At 65.1% G+C, this 21,430-nt stretch carries 21 protein-coding genes and 1 tRNA gene; 13 read left to right on the forward strand and 9 right to left on the reverse strand.

The genetic code is table 11. The features are described 5' to 3' along the window. Position 1: 1 nt before the first annotated feature. A complete protein-coding gene (locus tag Q358_RS0114535) occupies positions 2–406 on the reverse strand; it encodes a hypothetical protein (protein ID WP_027962636.1) in 405 nt (134 codons plus the stop codon). A gap of 217 nt (positions 407–623) precedes the next feature. Between Q358_RS0114535 and Q358_RS0114540 the strand changes: the two genes are divergently transcribed. The 3 genes from Q358_RS0114540 to Q358_RS0114550 are packed head-to-tail and all read left to right on the forward strand — an operon-like array spanning position 624 to position 2,949. Then, positions 624–1,532, forward strand: a complete 909-nt coding sequence (locus Q358_RS0114540; protein ID WP_027962637.1) for a beta-keto acid cleavage family enzyme — start codon at positions 624–626, stop codon at positions 1,530–1,532. After that, positions 1,529–2,488, forward strand: a complete 960-nt coding sequence (locus tag Q358_RS0114545; protein ID WP_027962638.1) for an L-carnitine dehydrogenase — start codon at positions 1,529–1,531, stop codon at positions 2,486–2,488. The genes Q358_RS0114540 and Q358_RS0114545 overlap by 4 nt, the downstream gene beginning before the upstream one ends. Then, positions 2,488–2,949, forward strand: coding sequence for a thioesterase family protein (locus tag Q358_RS0114550; protein WP_027962639.1), 462 nt, complete (start codon positions 2,488–2,490; stop codon positions 2,947–2,949). The genes Q358_RS0114545 and Q358_RS0114550 overlap by 1 nt, the downstream gene beginning before the upstream one ends. Position 2,950: 1 nt before the next feature. Here Q358_RS0114550 and Q358_RS0114555 read toward each other — a convergent pair whose 3' ends face one another. After that, positions 2,951–3,913 carry a GlxA family transcriptional regulator gene (locus tag Q358_RS0114555; protein ID WP_027962640.1) on the reverse strand — a complete coding sequence of 321 codons (963 nt, stop codon included), beginning with the start codon at positions 3,911–3,913 and terminating at the stop codon, positions 2,951–2,953. 57 nt (positions 3,914–3,970) lie between these two features. Beyond that, positions 3,971–4,047 (reverse strand) — tRNA-Arg (locus Q358_RS0114560). 230 nt (positions 4,048–4,277) lie between these two features. Between Q358_RS0114560 and Q358_RS18425 the strand changes: the two genes are divergently transcribed. Further along, positions 4,278–5,288 carry a c-type cytochrome gene (locus Q358_RS18425; RefSeq protein ID WP_156940947.1) on the forward strand — a complete coding sequence of 337 codons (1,011 nt, stop codon included), beginning with the start codon at positions 4,278–4,280 and terminating at the stop codon, positions 5,286–5,288. 74 nt (positions 5,289–5,362) lie between these two features. Here Q358_RS18425 and rep read toward each other — a convergent pair whose 3' ends face one another. From rep to pyrE, 4 genes are all read right to left on the reverse strand, one after another. Further along, positions 5,363–7,426, reverse strand: a complete 2,064-nt coding sequence (rep, locus tag Q358_RS0114570) for a DNA helicase Rep (protein ID WP_027962642.1) — start codon at positions 7,424–7,426, stop codon at positions 5,363–5,365. Between the two features lie 5 nt (positions 7,427–7,431). Beyond that, positions 7,432–7,914: a tRNA (uridine(34)/cytosine(34)/5-carboxymethylaminomethyluridine(34)-2'-O)-methyltransferase TrmL gene (gene trmL, locus Q358_RS0114575; RefSeq protein WP_027962643.1), complete on the reverse strand. Its 483-nt coding sequence runs from the start codon at positions 7,912–7,914 to the stop codon at positions 7,432–7,434. A 78-nt stretch (positions 7,915–7,992) separates the two neighbouring features. Beyond that, positions 7,993–8,550, reverse strand: coding sequence for a YfaZ family outer membrane protein (locus Q358_RS0114580; protein ID WP_245598334.1), 558 nt, complete (start codon positions 8,548–8,550; stop codon positions 7,993–7,995). Between the two features lie 66 nt (positions 8,551–8,616). Next, on the reverse strand, positions 8,617–9,291 hold the full coding sequence (pyrE, locus tag Q358_RS0114585) for an orotate phosphoribosyltransferase (RefSeq protein ID WP_027962645.1): 675 nt from the start codon (positions 9,289–9,291) through the stop codon (positions 8,617–8,619). A gap of 106 nt (positions 9,292–9,397) precedes the next feature. Between pyrE and Q358_RS0114590 the strand changes: the two genes are divergently transcribed. After that, a complete protein-coding gene (locus Q358_RS0114590) occupies positions 9,398–10,165 on the forward strand; it encodes an exodeoxyribonuclease III (RefSeq protein ID WP_027962646.1) in 768 nt (255 codons plus the stop codon). 89 nt (positions 10,166–10,254) lie between these two features. Here Q358_RS0114590 and rph read toward each other — a convergent pair whose 3' ends face one another. After that, the gene (gene rph, locus Q358_RS0114595) at positions 10,255–10,992 is read right to left on the reverse strand and encodes a ribonuclease PH (protein WP_027962647.1); all 738 of its coding nucleotides are present in this window, start codon (positions 10,990–10,992) and stop codon (positions 10,255–10,257) included. Between the two features lie 153 nt (positions 10,993–11,145). Here rph and Q358_RS0114600 point away from each other — a divergent pair, with 153 nt between their 5' ends. The 6 genes from Q358_RS0114600 to Q358_RS0114625 all read left to right on the forward strand — a co-directional run bounded on the left by Q358_RS0114600 (position 11,146) and on the right by Q358_RS0114625 (position 17,107). Continuing rightward, positions 11,146–12,009 (forward strand): YicC/YloC family endoribonuclease, encoded by an 864-nt coding sequence (locus Q358_RS0114600; RefSeq protein WP_027962648.1) that lies wholly within the window; start codon positions 11,146–11,148, stop codon positions 12,007–12,009. 114 nt (positions 12,010–12,123) lie between these two features. After that, positions 12,124–13,323, forward strand: coding sequence for an MFS transporter (locus Q358_RS0114605; protein ID WP_027962649.1), 1,200 nt, complete (start codon positions 12,124–12,126; stop codon positions 13,321–13,323). A 96-nt stretch (positions 13,324–13,419) separates the two neighbouring features. Further along, positions 13,420–14,034, forward strand: coding sequence for a guanylate kinase (gmk, locus tag Q358_RS0114610; RefSeq protein WP_027962650.1), 615 nt, complete (start codon positions 13,420–13,422; stop codon positions 14,032–14,034). Between the two features lie 135 nt (positions 14,035–14,169). After that, positions 14,170–14,427 carry a DNA-directed RNA polymerase subunit omega gene (gene rpoZ / locus Q358_RS0114615; RefSeq protein ID WP_027962651.1) on the forward strand — a complete coding sequence of 86 codons (258 nt, stop codon included), beginning with the start codon at positions 14,170–14,172 and terminating at the stop codon, positions 14,425–14,427. Between the two features lie 66 nt (positions 14,428–14,493). Next, positions 14,494–16,629, forward strand: a complete 2,136-nt coding sequence (locus Q358_RS0114620; RefSeq protein ID WP_027962652.1) for a RelA/SpoT family protein — start codon at positions 14,494–14,496, stop codon at positions 16,627–16,629. An 88-nt stretch (positions 16,630–16,717) separates the two neighbouring features. Further along, positions 16,718–17,107: a RidA family protein gene (locus Q358_RS0114625; RefSeq protein WP_027962653.1), complete on the forward strand. Its 390-nt coding sequence runs from the start codon at positions 16,718–16,720 to the stop codon at positions 17,105–17,107. 184 nt (positions 17,108–17,291) lie between these two features. Here Q358_RS0114625 and Q358_RS0114630 read toward each other — a convergent pair whose 3' ends face one another. Beyond that, positions 17,292–18,164 (reverse strand): SDR family oxidoreductase, encoded by an 873-nt coding sequence (locus Q358_RS0114630; protein ID WP_027962654.1) that lies wholly within the window; start codon positions 18,162–18,164, stop codon positions 17,292–17,294. A 67-nt stretch (positions 18,165–18,231) separates the two neighbouring features. Between Q358_RS0114630 and Q358_RS0114635 the strand changes: the two genes are divergently transcribed. Together Q358_RS0114635 and recG are read left to right on the forward strand one after the other, a co-directional pair. Further along, on the forward strand, positions 18,232–19,152 hold the full coding sequence (locus tag Q358_RS0114635; RefSeq protein ID WP_027962655.1) for a hydrogen peroxide-inducible genes activator: 921 nt from the start codon (positions 18,232–18,234) through the stop codon (positions 19,150–19,152). Beyond that, complete coding sequence (gene recG / locus Q358_RS0114640) at positions 19,149–21,242, forward strand: ATP-dependent DNA helicase RecG (protein ID WP_027962656.1); 2,094 nt, start codon at positions 19,149–19,151, stop codon at positions 21,240–21,242. The genes Q358_RS0114635 and recG overlap by 4 nt, the downstream gene beginning before the upstream one ends. Positions 21,243–21,430 lie beyond the last annotated feature (188 nt).

Raw genomic sequence — 21,430 nt, forward strand, 5'->3', positions numbered from 1 at the left:
GTCAACCGATGCTCACGGCCTCGCCCCGGCGGTCCAGCGCCAGGAAGGCGTCGACGTTACCCATCTTCAGCGACTCGACCATGCGCTCGAGCTGCGCCTCGGCCTGCTCGGCGCTCGGCGCTTCGCCACCCTGTCCGGACAGGGCTCCGACGAAGACGATATCCCACTCCACACCGGTATTTTGCGATTCCGTCACCAGGCCGGTCATGTCGGTAAGCTCCTCGGGTGCCTTGTCGACACACAGCGCCGGAGTAAGCACGCCTCCTTCACCCTGCTCGAAGCGCTCACGCTGCTCGGCGGTGGGATTATCCGGCAACTCGGCACGCGTGAAGACAAACAGCAGGCGCTGAGCGTCGGGCTGCAGACGCGCCTCGTTGAGCAAATCGGAGAAGTTGGTGATGGCCATGCGAAGCCTCCAGGGATTGTCGAAAGAAGAGTGAGCGCCAGCCTGCCCCCTTTGGAAGCGGCGCTCAAGGGCTGGCTGGCGAATTAGTCGGGTCAAGATGGCGAGAGCAAGACCATTGTCACATTAGGCGCTTTTCGACAACTAAGAGTCGCCTTTTGTGCTTTATCGATCACGTATCTAGGGGACACTCTCTGCAATGTTTCGCAAGGAGGTCCCTATGAACCGTAACGTCATCCTGACCTGCGCCGTTACCGGCGCGGGCGATACTGCCGGCAAGAATCCCAATGTCCCGGTGACGCCCAGGCAAATTGCCGACAGCTGCATCGAAGCCGCTCGAGCGGGTGCCAGCATCGCGCACATCCATGTACGCGACCCGGAAACCGGCGGTATCAGCCATTCCGTGGATCACTTTCGTGAGGTGATGGAGCGGGTCCGTGAGGCGGATACCGACATTGTCATGAACATCACCGCCGGCGGCGGCGGCGACTGGACGCCGGACCCCAGCGACCCGACACGCGGCGGTCCGGGAACCGATATTCAGACCCCGGCCCAGCGCCACGAGCCGGTGGGCGAGCTGCTGCCGGAGCTGTGTACTCTGGACTGCGGCAGCCTCAACTTCGGCGACATGGTCTACGTCAACACCGCCGACTGGCTACGCGAACATGCGCGCCTGGTGCAACAGGCCGGCGTCAAGCCGGAGCTGGAATGCTTCGACCTGGGCCACGTCTGGTTTGCCCGCCAGCTGCAGCAGGAAGGGCTGATCGACGGCGATCCGCTCTACCAGCTGTGCCTGGGCATTCCCTGGGGCGCCGAGGCGGATACCGAGACCATGCTGGCCATGCGCAACAAGCTGCCACAAGACGCCAACTGGGCAGCCTTCGGCATCGGCCGTCATCAGATGCCCATGGTCGCCCAGGCCATGCTGCTCGGTGGCCATGCCCGGGTCGGCCTGGAAGACAACCTCATGCTCAAGAAAGGTGAGTTGGCGACCAACGGTGGCCTGGTCGAGAAGGCCGGTGGCATCATCGAAAACCTCGGCGGACGGGTCATGACTCCGGCCGAAACTCGCGCGCACCTCAAGCTGCGCGACCCGAGCACCGGCAAGATCGCGGGAGGTGAGGCATGAGCCAGCAACTGAGCGTTATCGGTACCGGCGTCATCGGCAACGGCTGGATCGCCCGGGCGCTGGCCCAGGGTTGGGACGTGATCGCCTTTGACCCGGCCCCGGAGGCCGAGGTGCGCACCCGGGAATTCGTTGCCAACGCCTGGCACTCACTGACTCGTGCAGGGCTGGCCGAGGGTGCAAGTCCCGAGCGGTTGACCTTTGTCGACAGCCTGGAAGCGGCGGTCGAAGGCGCCGACCTGATCCAGGAAAACGTGCCCGAGCGTCTCGAGCTCAAGCGCGAGATCCTCGCTGACATCGATGCCGTTGCGGCGCCGGAGGCGATCATCGGCTCGTCCACCTCGGGTTTCAAGCCCAGCGATCTTCAACAGGATTGCACCAATATTCCCGGACGAGTGATCGTCGCTCACCCCTTCAACCCGGTCTATCTACTGCCGCTGGTGGAGCTGGTAGGCGGCGAGGCCACCACCATGACGGCGCACATCGAGTGCGCCCAGTCGCTCTACCAGGCACTGGCCATGCGGCCGCTGGTGGTACGTCGCGAGATCGAAGGGCACATCGCCGACCGCCTGATGGAGGCACTGTGGCGCGAGGCGCTGCATCTGGTCAACGACGGCGTGGCCACCACCGAGGAAATCGACGCCGCCGTGGTCTACGGCTGTGGCCTGCGCTGGTCGCTGATGGGAACCTTCCTGACCTTCCACCTGGCCGGCGGCGACGCGGGCATGCGCCACATGCTCGAGCAGTTCGGTCCGGCGCTGAAACTGCCGTGGACCAAGCTCGAAGCCCCGGAGCTTACCGACGAGCTGATCGACAAGGTCGTCGAAGGCTGCGAATTTCAGGCGGCCGACCGACCTGTTGCCGAGCTCGACCGCCGCCGCGACGACTTCCTGGTCGAACTGCTCGGCCTGGTGCAGAAGTACTGGCCCGAGGCCGAAGGCCTCGAAGGACGCATCTGATGGCGCTGCTGGAAACCCGGGTCGCGCCGGAGTGGGTGGACTACAACGGCCACATGAACGACGCCGAGTATGCTCGAGTGTTCTCCCTGGCGCTGGAAGCGCTGATGGACCATGTCGGCCTGGACGCCGCCGGCCGCGAACGCCACGGCTATACGATTTACACCCTGGAAACGCACCTCTGCTATCGCCGCGAGGCCCACGAAGGGCAGCCGCTAAGCGTCGCCGTGACCCTGCTGGATCGCGATGCCAAGCGGCTGCACATATTCCTGGAGCTGAGCGACGAGCAAGGCAACCTGCTGGCGACCAGCGAGCAGATGCTGATGGGCATCGACAGCCAGGCCGGTCGGCCAGCGTCCTTTCCGGCACCCGTCGAGGAGGCCATTGGCAGGCTTCCTAGCGCTGCCCATGACGCCTGGCCGCCGCTTGCCGGACGCCGTATCGGGATACCGAAACAGCGTTGATTCAGCTTGATCGCAGCTGCCTGGGCGAACAGCCGTAGCGTTGGCGAAACGCCCGGGAAAAGCCGGAGTTCGAGGTGAAGCCACAGGCCAGGCCGACCGTCAGCACATCAAGGTCGGTTTCCGTTAACAGGTAGTGCGCTCGCTGCAAGCGTAACCCCAGGTACCAGTCGTGAGGCGAGCGGCCGAGTTCTTGTTCAAAGATACGTTGCAACTGACGCAGCGATATCCCGCTGCGTCGTGCAATATCGGCCAGTGCCAGTGGCGCTTCCAGGTGACGCTCCATCAGGTCAACCGCTTCCACCAGCCGGGCATTGTGGGTATCAAGCCGTCGCGCCACGGTCATTCGTTGCTGGTCGTGACGCGTGCGCATACGCTCGTGGACGAGTTGTTCGGAAACGTCGATGGCCAAGCGCTGCCCGTGACGGCGAGCGATCACGTCCAGGGCCATGTCCATGGAGGCAGTGCCTCCTGCGCATGAAAAGCGTCGCGCACCGAGTTCAAACAGCTCGTTTGAGGTGGCGATCGACGGAAAGCGCTCCTTGAAGGACGGGAGACTCTCCCAGTGCAGCGTGACGCGCTCGCCGTTCAGCAGCCCCGCTTCCGCCAGCAGGAAGCACCCGGTATCAATACCACCCAGCGCGCAGCCGGCGACGTCGAGACGGTGAAGCCAGCGCTTCAGGGCGCGGCTCAGATGAAGCTCGGGATCGAAGCCGCTGCATAACGCCAGCGACGGAAGGTGGTGTATCGAATCGATGCTCTGATCGGTGAGTAGCGTCATGCCATTGGACGCGGTCACGGGGCCACCATCCTCGCTGATCAGCCGCCAGTCGAAGAGCGGGCGACCGCTGATACGGTTGGCGATTCGCAGCGGCTCGACTGCCGAAAAGAAGGCCATCATCGAGAAGTGTGGCAGAAGCAGGAAACCGACGAGCTCGGGAATTGGGCCGGAATAATCGAGGCGCATGGGCTTGGGCGTCAGGAAAAAAGGGCCTACAGCACTGCTGTAGGCCCTTGTCTTGTCTGGCGCGCCCGGCAGGATTCGAACCTGCGACCCTCGGCTTCGGAGGCCGATACTCTATCCAACTGAGCTACGGGCGCATAGCGCTTGATGAAGCGGTCGGTATCGTAACCGGGGTAAGGACTCGTGTCCACCGCTCGTCGCCGTCTTCTGCCACGGGAGCGACAAACGGGTCGCTCGGCGTTTTCCTGAGGTTTGCGTTGTCGGTATACTAAGCCCCATTCTACAAATCTAGGCTGCCCAAGCCGCCATAGCGCCGGTGAGGCATCAGAAGCGAGATCGATTACAGACCGTCATAGAGGTAGTGAACGTGAAAACCAGCAAGCTGATCATGGGGTGTCTGGCCACCCTGGGCCTGACCGCCAGCGCCGCTACGGCCCTGGCACAAGACGACGCCGAGCGTGACGCCATCGCCGAGCGCCTGAAGCCGGTGGGCGAGCTCTGTGTACAGGGCGAAGACTGCGGCTCCGCTAGTGCCAGCGCCGGCGCTGACGACAGCGCATCCAGCGGTGGCGGCGGCGATATCGACGGTGCCGGCATCTACAACAACGTCTGCATGGCCTGTCACGAGACCGGTGCCGCCGGTGCCCCGGTCCGCGGCGACGAGGCGGCCTGGGCCGATCGTGTGGAGAAGGGCTTCGCGACCCTGCTGGACCACTCCATGAACGGCTTCAACGCCATGCCGGCACGCGGCGGCAACCCCAACCTCTCCGACGCCGAGATGGAGGCCGTCACCGCCTATATGGTGGAACCGGTGATGGACGTACCGGAGCTGGGTGGTGGTGACGAGGCATCTACCGAGGAATCGCCGGCCGAGGAAGGCACGACAGAGGCGGCCTCTTCCGAAGAGGATACCGATTCGGCGACCGACGCCGCTGCCCAGGAAGACGCCACCACCGCCGAGTCGGAAGAAGAGACCAGTGCCGAGTCGGCCGGTGACGCCACCGCCGATGACGCTGCTGCTGCCGATGACGCCTCCGCCGATGACGCCGCTGCTGCTGCTGCCGATGACGCCGCTGCTGCTGCTGCCGATGACGCCGCCGCCGATGGCACGGCAACCGAAGTCGCTGCCGCTGACCTTCCCGGTGCCGACAAGATCGGTACCTGCGTGGCCTGCCATGGCCAGGACGGACACGGCACCGCACCGATGTATCCGAACCTCGCGGACCAGAATGTCGACTATCTGGTAAACGCCCTGAAGGCCTATCGCGATGGCCAGCGCCAGGGCGGCATGTCGGCAGTCATGACCCCGATGGCAGCCTCCCTGTCCGATGAAGACATAACGGACATCGCTAACTACTACAACCAGCAGCCGCGCTAAGCCGCCCCGGCGCCGATGCCACCCAGGCTTGAATGCACAGTCCTGGGTGGCGTCGGCTACCGATAACGACCCGGCTAGCCGAGTAGCGAGCGCAGCCCGGCGATGGCGTCCTGCCCCCGGGCCTGCTTCTTCTCCGGATCCTCCCGGTCCGACCGTCCCTCCCACTCCAGATCCGCTTCGGGCAACTCGTCCAGGAAACGGCTGGGGGCACAGTCCATCAGTTCGCCGTAGGTCTTGCGCTGGCGCGCCAGGGTCAACGTCAGGGTGCGTCGCGCCCGGGTGATGCCTACATAGGCCAGGCGCCGCTCTTCTTCCACCGTGCCCGCCTCGATGGCATTGCGGTGGGGCAGCAGCTCCTCCTCCAGGCCCATCAGGTAGACATGGGGAAACTCGAGGCCCTTGGAAGCGTGCATGGTCAGCAGCTGAACGCGATCGGAGTCGTCCTCCTCGGCCTGCTGTTCGAGGATATCGCGCAGCACCAGCCGCGAGATGGCCGCCTCCACGCTATCGGTCTCGGTCTCCTCGGAGGCCGTGCTCTCCTCCGGGTCGGCTTCCATCGACTTCTCCAACTGGTCGATCAGGATCCAGACGTTGGCCATGCGCCGCTCGGCGATGGTCGGGGCGCTGGCGTTCTGATAGAGCCAGGCCTCGTAGTCCATCTCACCCAGCATGTCGCGAATGGCGGCGATGGCATCGCCGCCATCCATGCGCCGGCGCACGCCATCGATGAAGTGGGTAAACCGCCCCAGGCGCTCCACGGCCCTGGCCGGCAGCTGGTCGGCAAGGCCCAGTTCATGGCAGGCGGCGAACAGGGCGATGCCGCGTTCATTGGCGTAGTTGGCCAGCTTCTCCAGGGTACCGGGGCCGATCTCCCGGCGCGGCACATTGACGATACGCAGGAAGGCATTGTCATCCGCCGGGTTGATCAGCAGCCGCAAGTAGGCCATGGCATCCTTGATCTCGTTGCGCGAGAAGAAGGAGGTGCCCCCCGAGAGCTTGTAGGGAATCTGGTAGTGCTGCAGCTTGAGCTCCAGCAGCCGGGCCTGAAAGTTGCCGCGGTAGAGCACGGCGAAGTCACGCCACTCGGCGCGCTCCTTGATGCGCCGGGTGAGGATCTCGCTGGCCACCCGGTCCGCCTCGGCCTCCTCATGCCGGTTGACCACCACACGAATCGGCGCGCCCTCGCCCATGTCCGACCACAGGGTCTTCTCGTAGACATGGGGGTTATTGCTGATCAGGGTATTGGCGGCACGCAGGATGGTGCCGGTGGAGCGATAGTTCTGCTCGAGCTTGATGACGTCCAGGCGCGGAAAGTCCTCACCCAGGGTGACCAGATTCTCGGGGCGCGCCCCGCGCCAGGCGTAGATCGACTGATCATCGTCACCCACCACGGTAAAGGTGGCCCGCTCGGCCATCAGCAGCTTGACCAGCTGGTACTGGCTGACATTGGTATCCTGGTACTCATCCACCAGCATGTAGTGGATGCGCTTGCGCCAGCGCGCCAGGGCCTCGGGGTCATCGCGCAGCAGCACTACCGGCAGCAGAATCAGGTCATCGAAGTCCACCGCATTGTAGGCCTTGAGGTGGCGGTTATAGGCCTCGTAGACCCGGGCGGCAAACAGCTCGTCCTCGTCGGCGGCATGGGACATCGCCTGGCCCGGCAGTATCAGGTCGTTCTTCCATTCGGAGATGCGATGCTGCACGGCATTGATCTGGTCGGCATCGACCTGGGCATCCTTGTGCATCAGGTCGCGTAGCAGCGCCTTGGCATCCTCGGGATCAAACAGCGAGAAACCGGGGCGGTAGCCCAGCGCCTTGAGCTCGCGACGGATGATATTGAGTCCCAGGGTGTGGAAGGTGGAAACCGTCAACCCGTGCCCTTCCTTGCCCTTGAGCATCCCCCCTACCCGCTCCTTCATCTCCCGGGCGGCCTTGTTGGTAAAGGTCACCGCGGCAATGCGGCGGGCGCTCATGCCGCAGACCTGAATCAGATAGGCGATCTTGGTGGTGATCACGCTGGTCTTGCCGGAACCGGCGCCGGCCAGCACCAGACAGGGGCCGTCGATATAGCGCACCGCCTCCTGCTGCCGAGGGTTAAGGCCGGCGAGGCGCTGCTGGATGGAGCTGGGGGCACTCAAGGGGCTTACCTCATGATGTCTACCTCTGCCGAGCCGGCGAAGTCCAGCTGCCGCCAGGCTTCATAGACCAGCACCGCACAGGCATTGGAGAGATTCAGGCTGCGGCTGTCGGGCCGCATGGGGATTCGCAGCCGCTGGGCGTCGGGCAGGGCATCGAGCATCTCCCGGGGCAGACCGCGAGTCTCGGGGCCGAACACCAGGGCATCGCCGGCCCGATAATCGGGCTCATGGTAACCACGGCGCCCACGCGTCGATACCGCGAAGACACGCTCGGGCCCGGCCGCCTCGAGGTAGGCCGGCCAGTCACGGTGCACGCGCACCGCCGCCCACTCATGGTAGTCGAGACCGGCGCGGCGCAGGCGCCTGTCATCGAGCTCGAAGCCCAGTGGCTCGATCAGATGCAGGTGAAAACCGGTATTGGCGCACAGCCGAATCAGATTGCCGGTATTGGGGGGAATCTCGGGCTGAAACAGGACGACATGGAGCATGGCTTATCCGCTGTGAGACCCGATGGAATGCAGACGGGCCCCATGCCGGGGCCCGCATTCATCGGCGCAGAAGGACAATCAGAAACGCAGACGAACACCGGCCTGGGCACCGCGATCCAGGGTACGGCTGCCACGCTCTTCATCGAAGTCGGCATCCAGCTGACGCAGTCCGAGATAACCATCCACGTTGGGGGTGAAGGCATAGCGAGCACGCAGGCCGACTTCATAGCCTTCCTCCAGCTCGCTGGTGGTCATGGCGTCGGGCGTATAGTAACCATAACCACCCAGCGAGACCGCCGGCATATTGGGCAGGTAGACATACCCGTAACCACCGAGACCCAGGCCGCCGCCATCGCCGATATCGGTGTCATACTGGGTCCAGCGGGCACCGACGCCCAACTCACGGCGTGAGGTGTGCTGGCTACCCATCAACTGGGCGTGATAGACGGTCGCATCCTCGCGATAATCGCTGTTCGTCACGCCGCCGCCGAGCTGAATGCCCTTCACCAGCTCACCAGCCGCCTCGAACTGAACGGCATCCGACCCCAGATTGAGGTCCAGGCTAGCGGCCTGAACGGCGCCGAAGCTGGCTATCAGCACCAGACACGCCAGCAGCGTCTGTCTCGATCTCATCATGCTTATCCTGTCCTGTGCCGTCGGCACATCCTGTATGGCTCTTGTAGAGCTTAGCGCAATCGGCGATCACGCCACAGTGGAAACGCCATATCGAGAGCGGTAGTCGCGAATGGCGGCGGCGTAGCCACGCAGCGAATCACCGGCATGCTCTTCAAGGTAGGTCAAGACCATGTCCAGCGTCACGATGCTGACGACCGGCATGGCATAGCGAGCCTCGACTTCCTGAATGGCACTCAGGCCCTTGTCGTCGACCTTGTCACTGCCGCGCTCCTGACGGTCGAGGGCAATCACCACCCCGGCGGCCCGGGCCCCGGCCCCATCGATCAGCGTCATCACCTCGCGAATCGCGGTACCGGCAGTGATCACGTCATCGATGATGAGAATATTGCCGGCCAGCTCGGCACCGACGATGGTGCCGCCTTCGCCATGAGCCTTGGCCTCCTTGCGATTGAAGGCATAGGGCAGGTCACGACCGTGGTGGTCAGCCAGCGCCACGGCGGTGGTGGCAGCCAGGGGAATGCCCTTGTAGGCGGGGCCGAAGAGCACATCGCATTGCGGGGCACGCTCGGCGATGGCGCGGGCATAGAAGCGTCCCAGGCGGGCCAGGGCGGCGCCGGTGCGAAATAGTCCGGCGTTGAAGAAATAGGGGCTGACGCGGCCGGACTTGAGGGTGAACTCACCGAAGCGCAACACGCCCTGGTCGATGGCAAACTCGATGAACTCACGCTGGTAGGGCTGCATGTGCTGATTTGCCACGGGGCCTCCTATCACATTTATTGGCCTTGGCCATTTACCCATACGTCGAAACGTCGGGTATCATACACGCGCGACGGAAAAGGGACCACGTATGAAAATAGCAACCATCAACGTCAACGGCATCCGTGAGGCCGTGGGACGCGGTTTTCTCGACTGGCTGGCCAATCAGGACGCCGATGTCGTCTGTGTCCAGAATCTCAAGGCCAAGAGCTTCGAACTGGACGACAGCATCCTCTACCCGGAAGGCTACGAGGGATACTTCCTCGATGCCGAGCAGGATGGCTTCTCCGGTGTGGGGCTCTACTGCCGAAAGATTCCCAAGGCCATCATGTACGGGCTGGGCTTTCCCCAGTGCGATCATGAGGCGCGCTTTTTGCAGGCCGACTATGACCGCTTCAGCATCGCCAGCTTCCTGATGCCCGACGGCAGCGACCCCGCCGCCAAGCAGACCTTCATGGCCCAGTATCAGGAGTACCTGAGCAAGATGGCCCGCAAGCGCCGCGAGTACATCATCTGCGGCACCTGGCATGTTGCCCACAAGACCATCGACCTGGAGAACTGGGCCGACAACCAGGGAACCCCGGGGTTCACCCCCGAGGAGCGCGCCTGGATGGACCAGGTATTCGGCCCCACCGGCTTTATCGACACCTTCCGCGAGATCAACCGCGATGCCGGTGAATATACCTGGTGGCCCAAGCTCGACCAGGAAATATCGCGGTCTCGCCAGGAGGGCTGGCGCGTCGACTACCAGGTGGTGGGGCCCAACTTCCGCCGTCACGTGGTGGATGCCTGGATCGACTACGATGCCACCTTCTCGGAGTTCGCGCCGCTGATCATCGAGTACGACCTGCCGCTCTAAGCCCCTCTCCGTCGCCGTTCCGGTCTATCGAAACGCACAGTGCCGGCCATCATTGGCCGGCACTGTGCATTAGTGAGAGGTCGCCGCTATCAGCGGGGGATACCCAGCGATTCGCGCTGATGGTCGAACAGCTGCACGCCGGCATTCTCGGCCAGCTCCAGCATGGCATTGAGCTCGGTGCGGCTGAAGGCACCCTTCTCGGCGGTGCCCTGCACCTCGATCAGGCTGCCTCCCTCGGTCATCACCACGTTCATGTCGGTGTCGGCGCCGCTGTCCTCGGGGTAGTCCAGATCCACCACCGGCACTCCCTTGAAGATGCCCACCGATACCGAGCTGACCAGCTGCTTGAAGGGATCCCCCTTGATCAGCTTGTTGCGCTGCAGGTAACGAATGGCATCCATCAGCGCCACACAACCGCCGGTGATGGACGCGGTGCGCGTGCCGCCATCGGCCTGGATCACATCACAGTCCACGGTAATGGTGAATTCACCCAGCTTCTTGAGATTGACCGCCGCCCGCAGCGAGCGACCGATCAGACGCTGGATCTCCAGGGTGCGACCGCCCTGCTTGCCACGCGCGGCCTCACGTCCTCCGCGGGTATGAGTGGCCCGGGGCAGCATGCCGTACTCGGCGGTGACCCAGCCCTGTCCCTTGCCGCGCAACCAGCGCGGCACACCGGGCTCGACGCTGGCGTTGCACAGCACCTTGGTATCACCGAACTCCACCAGCACCGAACCTTCGGCATGGCGAGTGTAGTCGCGGGTCAGGCGGATCTCGCGGGGGGCTTCGGGTGCACGCCCGCTGGGGCGTCGAAAATCGTTGGCCATGGTGCCTCGTCGTTGACAGAAAATAAGAAATGCCTGGGTTTCGGCTGGCAGCCATTCTACACGCTTGGCCCGGAGCTGACGGCGAATCGGTTACACTCCTGCCTGTTCATTCCACGCGCCACCCCTTAGACCAGCCATCCCGGGAGCCCTGCCATGGTTCACAGCATGACCGCCTTCGCCCGCCAGGAACACGCCGCCGCCTGGGGCAGCCTGCAGCTTGAATTGCGCTCGGTGAATCAGCGTTACCTGGAGCCCCACTTTCGCCTGCCGGAGAGCCTGCGCGACCTGGAGCCGACCTTCCGTGAGACGCTGCGCACCCGTCTGGCGCGGGGCAAGGTCGAGGTCAGCCTGCGCTTCGAGGCCTCCGGCGACAGCGCCGGACTCGCCGTCAATCGGGCACGGCTCACCGAGCTCGCCCGGGCCCTCGGTGAGGTGCGCCAGGCGGTGGAGGAGGCGACCCCACCCGACGCCCTGGCCCTACTCGACTACCCCGGCGTACTGGAGAATCGCGGCCCCGACACCGCAACGGTCAAGGAAGCCGCCATGGCCCTGTTCGAACGCGCCCTCGACGACCTTATCGCCGGCCGCGCCCGGGAGGGCGACAAGCTCGCCGAGCTGATCGGTGATCGACTCGCCGGCATCGAGGCCCAGGTGGCCGAGGTACGCACCCTGATGCCACAGATCCTCGAGCGTCAGCGCGCCCAGCTGCTCGAGCGGCTGGAAGAAGTCGCCTCCGGCCTCGACCCTCAGCGCCTGGAGGCGGAGCTCACCCTGCTGGCCAACAAGGCCGACGTCGACGAAGAGCTCGACCGTCTGGCCACTCATGTCGCCGAGGTAAGGCGCCAGCTCGATCAGAAGGGCCCGGTGGGCCGGCGCCTCGACTTCCTGATGCAGGAGCTCAACCGCGAGGCCAACACCCTGTCGTCGAAATCGGTGGTGGCCGAGAGCACCCGCTGCGCCGTCGAGCTCAAGGTATTGATCGAGCAGATGCGTGAGCAGATCCAGAATATCGAGTAAGCGAGGGCGCTTCGCCTCCTAATCACTCTGCTCTATACTGACGTTCTTCTGACTTTCGTTTCCCCTCGCGACCCTGGCCATCCGCCGGGGTCGCCTTTTTGCGCGGAGAGCCCCATGCCCACCCCCTCACCCGCCGCGGCGCGCCATCCGCGCCTGGCGGAACTCGCTCTGGCCCTCGGGGGCTTTGGCATCGGCACCAGTGAATTCGTGATCATGGGCCTGATGGAACAGGTAGCCACCAACCTCGAGGTGGCCACCGCCGACGTTGGCTATGCCATCTCCGCCTACGCCCTGGGGGTGGTGGTAGGCGCCCCCCTGATCTCGGCACTGGCGGCACGCGTGCCTCGCCGGGCCTTGCTGATCAGCCTGATGCTGGTGTTCGCCCTGGGCAACGTGGCCAGCTCCCTGACCACCGACTTCGTTTCCTTCGTGGCCCTGCGTTTCGTCGCCGGCCTGCCCCACGGCGCCTTCTTCGGCGTCGCCGCCCTGGTGGCCGCGGCGGCGGTACCCGTGGATCAACGCGCCCGCGCGGTCGGCCGGGTCATGCTGGGGCTGAGCGTCGCCATCGTGGTGGGCGCCCCCCTGGCCACCTGGGCCGGCCAGTTACTGGGCTGGCGCTTCGCATTCTTCGCCGTGGGCGGCGTGGCCATCGCCACCATGCTCATGATTCGACTGTTCGTGCCCTTCCAGCTTGGCGATCGTGCCGCGAGCCCGCGCCGTGAACTCGGCGCCCTCGCCAGTCAACGTGTACTGGCGACCCTGGCTGTCGCCGCCATCGGCTTCGGCGGCATGTTCGCGGTATTCAGCTACGCGGTGCCCACCCTGCGCGACCAGGCGGACATGCCCGAGGCCCTGGGCCCCTGGGTACTGGCCATCTTCGGCCTCGGCAGCATTGTCGGCAACCTGATGGGTGCCAGGCTCGCCGACCGCCATCCGGTGGGGGCGATCCCCTGCATTCTGGTGTGGAGCCTGCTGGTACAGCTGGGCTTCTATGTGGCCGCCAACCATCTGCTGACGGGGCTGCTCTTCGTCGCTCTGGTGGGTACCGGTATCGCCCTGGGGCCGGCACTACAGGCGCGTCTCATGGATGTCGCCGGCAATGCCCAGACCATGGCCGCCTCGATGAATCATGCCGCCTTCAACTGTGCCAACGCCCTCGGCGCCTGGCTGGGCGGCGTCACCGTCAAGAACGGCGCCGTCTGGTCGACCACCGGGCTGGTGGGTGCCGGCCTGGCATTGGGTGGCCTGGCAATCTTCACCCTGGGACGCCGCCTCGAGCGACGACGCCCCGCCTCTTCTGGCACCCTTGGGTAGTCGGATGCAGGCACCACGCGGGTATGCGATACTCCGCCACCTTCCACTATCGGCCTCATCCCGGTCTGCAGACCGTTAGCCAATCCGGAGATGCGCATGTCGCAAGGTACGTTGTTCGTCGTTTCCGCCCCTTCCGGCGCCGGCAAGACCAGCCTGGTACGCGAGCTTGTCGAGAGTCTCGACGGCATCCAGGTGTCGACCTCTCACACGACACGTGTCCGCCGCGAAGGCGAGATCGACGGCGTCAACTACCACTTCGTCGACGTGCCGGCCTTCGAGGCAATGATCGAACGCGGCGAGTTCTTCGAGTATGCCCGAGTGTTCGACAACTATTACGGCACCTCGCGCCCGGCCGTACAGGCGGCACTGGCCGCCGGTCAGGACGTGATCCTGGAGATCGACTGGCAGGGTGCCCGCCAGGTACGCGAGCAGCTTCCCGAGGCGGTATCGGTGTTTATCCTGCCGCCCTCGCGGGAAGAGCTCGAACGCCGGCTCTCCGGGCGCGGCACCGACGAGCACGCGGTGATCGAGCGGCGCATGCGCGATGCGGTGAGCGAGATGTCTCATCACGACGAGTATGATTACCTGCTGATCAACGACGACTTCACCACCGCCCTGGACGAACTGCGCGCCCTGGTGGTGTCCCGCCGCCTGGCCCGCCAACGCGCCGGCGCCACCCACGCCGCCCTGCTCCAGGCGCTCCTCGCCTGAGAGCCAGGCTCGTGGCGCTTGTCAGCGCTGCCAGGCGTCGAGTAACCTATCCTGTCTACCCATAGCGGACACTCGTCACACGCTTACCGCGTGATTTGATATCGGGGGTCCCGTCAGCATTTCAGGAAGGCATCCATGGCGCGAGTCACAGTCGAAGATTGTCTGGAAAACGTCGAAAACCGCTTCAAGCTGGTGATGATCTCTACCCACCGCGCCCGCCAGCTGGCTCGCGGCTCCCGCGACGCCCAGCTGCCGTGGGATAACGACAAGCCCACCGTCATGGCCCTGCGCGAGATCGCCGGTGGTCAGGTCGACTCCAGTGTGCTCGACGAGCCCATCGAGGCCCTGGTCCGCCCGCCTCAGCCGCAATACGGCAGCTTTACCGAGGAGTGATCCCCGACGGCGCTCCGGCGCCGTTCTCCCCTTCCGGACACTCACCCAGGAGTCAGGGCGCGCCGCATGTTCACCATCGATGACCTGGCCGACCGTCTCGGCGGCTATCTACCTCAGAGCGAGATCCAGCAGGTCAAGCGCGCCTTCTACTATGCCGAGCAGGCCCACGACGGCCAGCGGCGGCGTTCCGGCGAGGCCTACGTCACCCACCCCCTGGCGGTCGCCAACATCCTCGCCAACATGCATATGGACCATCAGAGCCTGATGGCCGCCATGCTGCATGACGTGATCGAGGATACCGGCGTCGACAAGGAAGCCCTGGCCCTGCAGTTTGGCGCACCGGTAGCCGAGCTGGTGGATGGCGTTTCCAAGCTGACCCAGATCGCCTTCGAGGACAAGGCGGTCGCCCAGGCAGAAAATTTCCAGAAGATGGTGCTGGCGATGTCCCGGGATATCCGGGTGATCATCGTCAAGCTTGCCGACCGCCTGCACAACATGCGTACCCTCGGTGCCCTGCGCCCCGAGAAGAAGCGCCGCATCGCCCGCGAGACCCTGGAGATCTACGCCCGCGTCGCCAGCCGGCTGGGAATCAACACCATCCGCGTGGAGCTGGAGGACCTCTCCTTCCATGCCCTGCACCCGATGCGCGCCGAACGCATCAAGCGAGCCGTCTCCAGCGCCCGTGGCCATCGACGCTCGGCGATCCGCCAGATCCAGAACACCCTCCAGCAGAGCCTCGACGATGGGGAGTTGCCCAGCACGGTGGTCGGGCGCCAGAAGCATCTGCTGTCGATCTACCGCAAGATGCGCGACCAGCGAAAGTCGTTCAACGAGATCATGGACGTCTTCGGCTTTCGCATCCTGACCGACGACGTCGACAGCTGCTATCGCATCCTCGGGGTGGTACATAACCTCTACAAGCCGGTGCCCGGGCGCTTCAAGGACTATATCGCCATCCCCAAGGCCAACGGCTACCAGAGCCTGCATACCACCCTGTTCGGCGCCGGTGGCATGCCCATCGAGGTACAGATCCGTACCCGTGAGATGGAGGCCATGGCCAACAATGGCATCGCCGCTCACTGGCTCTACAAGGCGGGCCAGACCGACCATCCCATCGCCGAGGGCAGCCGCGCCCGGGCCCGCTCCTGGATCAAGGGACTGCTCGAGATGCAGCGCCATGCCGGCGATTCGCTGGAATTTATCGAGCACGTCAAGAACGATCTCTTCCCCGATGATATCTATGTGTTCACGCCCAAGGGCGACATCATGGAGCTGCCACAGGGCGCCACGGTGATCGACTTCGCCTATAGCGTGCACACCGACATCGGCAACAGCACCATCGCCTGTCGTATCGACCGGCATCTGGCGCCGCTCTCGACCCGGCTGGAGAGCGGCCAGACCCTGGAGGTCATTACGGCGCCCGGGGCACGCCCCAACCTCACCTGGCTCAACTTCGTGATCACCGCCAAGGCGCGTTCGGCGATCCGCCATGCCTTGAAGCATCAACAGCATACCGAGGCGGTGCAGCTGGGTCGTCGCCTGCTCAACAAGGCCCTCGGTGAATTCGAGACCAGCCTGGAGGAGCTGCCCGAAGGCCTGCTGTCCGGCCTGCTCGGGGAGCTGGGCCTGAAGAACGAGGAGGCCCTGCTGGAGTCCATTGGCCTCGGTTCACGGGTTGCCCACGTCATTGCCCGGCGCCTGATGGACCTGCAGCACGGCGATGCCACGAAACAGCACACCCAGGAGGGCCGCCAGCTCGGTCCCATCATGATCAGCGGCGGCGAAGGCATGATTATCAAGTTTGCCCGCTGCTGCCATCCGCTGCCCGGAGACCCCGTGGTGGGACACCTCTCGGCGGGCAAGGGCATCGTGGTACATCGCGCCGAGTGCCGTAACCTGGGTGAGCTCAAGGCCGACCCCGAGAAACTCTTCCCACTGGAGTGGGCCGATTCCATCGATGAGGATTTCCTGGTAGCGCTGCGTCTCGAGGTAGAGAGTCACCGTGGACTGGTGGCCGAGCTGGCCGGCGTCATCACCGATGCCGAGGCCAATATCGAGCGCATCGGCATCGAGGAACGCGATGCCCGCCTGGCGACGGTCAATCTGGTACTCGCGGTACGCGATCGCGTTCATCTGGCGCGCATCATCAAGCGACTACGCAATCTCATGCACGTCGAGCGCATTCACCGCCTCGGCAACTGATGCCTTCCCGACCGGCCCGGCCTCGCCCCCCTGGGGGCGAGCGGGCCGTTTATCATTGACGAACACCCACCACATGATGGAGCACATTATGAGCAACAAGGCAGTGATCAATACCGAGAAGGCCCCCGCCGCCATCGGTCCCTACTCCCAGGCCATCAAGGCCGGCAATACCGTCTACCTCTCCGGCCAGATCCCCCTCGACCCGGCCACCATGGAGCTGGTGTCCGATGATTTCGAGGCCCAGGCTCGCCAGGTCTTCACCAACCTGCGCGCCGTCTGCGAGGAAGCCGCGGGCTCCCTGCAGGACATCGTCAAGCTCAACCTCTACCTGGTCGACCTGGGGCAGTTCGCGGTCGTCAACGCCCTGATGGAAGAGTTCTTCGAGAAGCCCTATCCGGCGCGGGCCGCCATCGGCGTCAAGGCACTGCCCAAGGGCGCGCAGTTCGAGGCCGAGGGTGTGATGATCATCGGCGACTGACGCGACGGCTCGCCTTTACCGAGCAGGACGGGGCACGCTACGCGGCCCCGACTCACTCGGCATGAGGGCCCGAGGGCTTTTACCCTCGGGCCCTCTCCGATAGCTCAGTCTTTCTACGGACAGTTCAGGCTCTCTACGGACGGCTTAAGCTCTCTACGGACGGCTTAAGCTCTCTACGGACAGCTTAGGCTTTCTCCGGCAGGAAGCCCCCCTCCTTAAGCACCTGGGCATACCCCTCACGGAAGCTGGGATAGCGGAAGACGTAGCCGCTCTCCAGCAGCCGGGCGTTACTGCAGAGCTTGCTGGCACGGCGGCGCAGGGGAGACTGGATGGTATCGGTGGCCTCCACCTTGAGCTGCTTCGCGAGCCAGGACATGACGTCATGGAGCGGCGCCGGCTCGCAGTCGGTCGCCAGATAGAGCGCCTCGACGGCCTTGTCGGCGAGTACCCGGTCGATCAGGTGCGCCAGCACCCCGGCACAGTCGTCTCGGTGGATGCGGTTGGTGTACATGGCGGGGCTTGGCGGGGCAATCCGCCCCTCGCCGACCTGACGAATCAGCCGGTCGCGGCCCGGGCCATAGATCCCCGAGAAACGCACCACGCTACCCGGCAGGGAGTGATCGCTCAGCGCCCGTTCGGCCTCGCACATCAACTGGCCGGAAAAGCCGGTCGGCTCGGTGGGGCTGGATTCATCCACGCTCTCGCCGTCACACTGGGCATAGACGCTGGTAGAGGACACGAAGAAGACGTGGCGCGGAACCTTATCCCGCGCGCCGAATTCGGCCAGGACGGTCGCCAGCCCCTCGGGGTAGGCGGCACGATAGGCGGCCTCCTCGAAGCGGTCGGCGCTGGCCACATAGACCAGGATATCGGCATCCGGCAAGCCAGCCAGGCTTGCCGGATCGGCGAGGTCGGCGGCAACCGCTTCCAGGCCCGTATCCTCGAGTGACTCGGCTCGGCGACGCGCACCAATCACGCGCTGCCCTTGAGCCTGCAGGCGCCGACCCAGTGCCGTGCCGATGTCCCCGCAACCCAGAATCAGTGTCGTTGTCTTCACCTTTGCCTCGCCCCCTGATAAAACGTCCCTATTGGAAATGCACAAGGATGCCATCCAGGCAACACCCATGACTCTAACAGAACTCCGCTACATCGTGACACTGGCCCAGGAGCGCCACTTTGGTCGTGCTGCCGAGCGCTGCTTCGTCTCTCAACCGACCCTGTCGGTGGCGGTGAAGAAGCTCGAGGAAGAGTTGGGCGTACCGCTCTTCGAGCGCTCCAAGTCCACGGTCCAGGTCACTCCGTTGGGCGAAAGGGTCGTCGAACAGGCCCAGCGGGTGCTGGAGCAGACCAGCGTGATCAAGGAACTCGCCACCGCGGGCCGTGACCAGCTGGCCACGCCGTTACGCCTCGGTGCCATCTATACCATCGGGCCCTACCTCCTCCCGCATCTGGTCCCGGAGCTTGCCCGCAGCGCTCCGCAGATGCCGCTCTACATCGAGGAGGGCTTCACCGGCAACCTGCGTCGCAAGCTGCGCAGCGGCGAACTGGACGCCATCATCGTGGCACTGCCCTTTACCGAGACCGATGTGCTGACCAAGGCGCTCTATGCGGAGGAATTCGAGGTGCTGCTACCCGCGGATCACGCCTGGGCCGGCCGCGACAGCGTGCACAAGGAGGAGCTGCTCCAGGAACGCCTGCTGCTGCTCGGTGAGGGTCACTGCTTTCGCGACCAGATCCTCGAGGCCTGCCCGGCGATCAGCCAGAAACTCGCAAGCCCCAGCAACACGCTCACCGCCGAAGGCGGGTCGCTGGAAACCATTCGCCACATGGTGGCCTCCAAGCTTGGCATCACGGTACTGCCTCATTCGGCCATTGGTACCTCCCACTACGAGAGTGGCCTGCTCACCAGCCTGCCCTTCGTGGCTCCTGCCCCGCAACGCACCGTCGCCATCGCCTGGCGCGCCAGCTTCCCGCGACCCAAGGCCATCGACGCCATTACCGACGCCGTCGCCCGTTGCCGCCAGGCCGATTCCGTCCCGGCATGAGCGCCGAGAACAAGGCCCTCGACGCGCCGGTCTCCTCGCTCAAGGGCGTTGGCGAGGCCCTGACCCAGAAGCTGTCCCGACTGCGCATCGACAGCGTGGCCGACCTGCTCTTTCACCTGCCGCTGCGCTACCAGGATCGTACCCGCATTACGCCCATCGGCACCCTGCGCGCCGGCCATGAAGCCGTCGTAGAAGGCGAGGTAGTGGCTGCCGAGGTTGTGAGCGGCCGGCGACGCAGCCTGTTGGTGCGCCTGCGTGATGGTTCGGGACTCCTCAGCCTGCGCTTCTTTCACTTCTCGCCGGCCCAACAGCAGCAGTTCCAGCCCGGTAGCCGGGTGCGCGGCTTCGGCGAGGCGCGTGCCGGTGCCACCGGCCTCGAGATCTACCACCCGGAGTATCGCCTGCTCAAGGCCGATGCCCCGCCGGTGGAGGACCATCTGACCCCGATCTATCCCGCCACCGAGGGCCTGCACCAGACCCGCCTTCGGGCGCTGATCGAGCAGGCCCTGGCGCGCCTCGATGATGCCCCCGAGGCGCTGCCCGACTGGATCACACCGGACCTGCGCAGCCGCTTCAGGCTCCCCGAACTGCACCGCTGCCTGCATGCCCTGCATCAGCCACCGCCGGAGATCGACCCCGAACAACTGGCCAGCGGACACCACCCGGCCACCCGTCGCCTGGCACTGGAAGAGCTGCTCGCCCACCGCCTCAGCCTGCAGACGGTGCGCCTGCGTATCCAGGAAGATGGCGCCCCGGCCCTGGCCTCGGGACGCGGCCTGCAGGCTCGCTTCTTGACTCAGCTCCCCTTTTCCCTGACCGCCGCCCAGCGCCGAGTGCTCGACGAGATCGGTGCCGACCTGGCCAGGGAAGTCCCCATGCTGCGTCTGGTGCAGGGGGATGTGGGTTCCGGCAAGACGGTAGTGGCCGCCATGTCGGCCCTGGCCGCCATCTCCGGCGGCTGTCAGGCGGCGATGATGGCGCCTACCGAGATCCTGGCCGAGCAGCACTACCGGGCCTTCAAGGCCTGGTTTACACCGCTCGGCATCGACGTCGCCTGGCTCGCCGGCAAGCTCAAGGGCAAGGCGCGTCTCGACACCAAGGCGGCGATCCAGGATGGCCGTGCCCAGATGGTGGTGGGCACCCATGCGCTGTTCCAGGACGACGTGCACTTCCAGCGCCTGGGCCTGGCGGTCGTCGATGAACAGCACCGCTTCGGGGTCCACCAGCGGCTGGCGCTGCGCGAAAAAGGCGAGGCCGGCGGCCTCACCCCCCATCAGTTGGTGATGACCGCCACCCCCATCCCCCGCACCCTGGCGATGAGTGCCTACGCCGACCTGGACGTCTCGGTGATCGATGAGCTGCCGCCCGGCCGCACCCCGGTGAAGACCGTGGCGATGCCCGGCGAACGCCGCCCCGAAGTGGTCGAACGCATTCGTCACGCCTGCGCCGAAGGGCGCCAGGCCTACTGGGTCTGCACCCTGATCGAGGAATCCGAGGCACTGGAATGCCAGGCCGCCGAAGCGACCCGGGACGAGCTGGTCGAGGCGCTGCCGGAACTCGCCGTCGGCCTGGTTCACGGCCGCATGAAGCCCGCCGAGAAGGCCGCTGTCATGGAGGCCTTCAAGGCCGGAGAGCTGGATCTGCTGGTCGCCACCACGGTAATCGAAGTGGGGGTCGACGTCCCCAATGCCAGCCTGATGATCATCGAGAACCCCGAGCGCCTGGGCCTCTCCCAGCTGCATCAGCTGCGCGGCCGGGTGGGGCGCGGCGCCACCCAGAGCTTCTGCGTGCTGCTCTATCACCCGCCGCTATCGGCCCACTCCAAGGAGCGTCTGGCGGTAATGCGCGAGACGACCGATGGCTTTCGCATCGCCGAGAAGGACCTGGAGCTGCGGGGACCGGGCGAGGTCCTGGGCACGCGCCAGACGGGGCTCGCCCAGATGAAGATCGCCGACCTGGAGCGTGACGCCGACCTGCTCGACCGCATCGCGCCGCTGGCCGAGGCGCTGATGGCCAGCCACCCCGAGGCCAGCCAGCCGCTGATCCGGCGCTGGCTGGGCGAAGAAGCGGGACGCTACGGGCAGGTGTGACAGCCGTAAGCTGGAGCCCCCACAGGCCTTCAGGGACAGTCTCCGGCTCAGTCGAAGCTCACAGGAAGCTCACAGGGACTGTCCCCGACCGAGCCATCAGATCAGTGTTTATGCTCTTCGCCAGCACCGGCACCAATGCCGGGGACAGTCCCTTCTCGCCGAAGGCTCACGACAAGGGGGGGTCGTAT

Origin of the sequence: Halomonas halodenitrificans DSM 735 (assembly GCF_000620045.1) — a bacterium.
GTDB lineage: Bacteria > Pseudomonadota > Gammaproteobacteria > Pseudomonadales > Halomonadaceae > Halomonas > Halomonas halodenitrificans.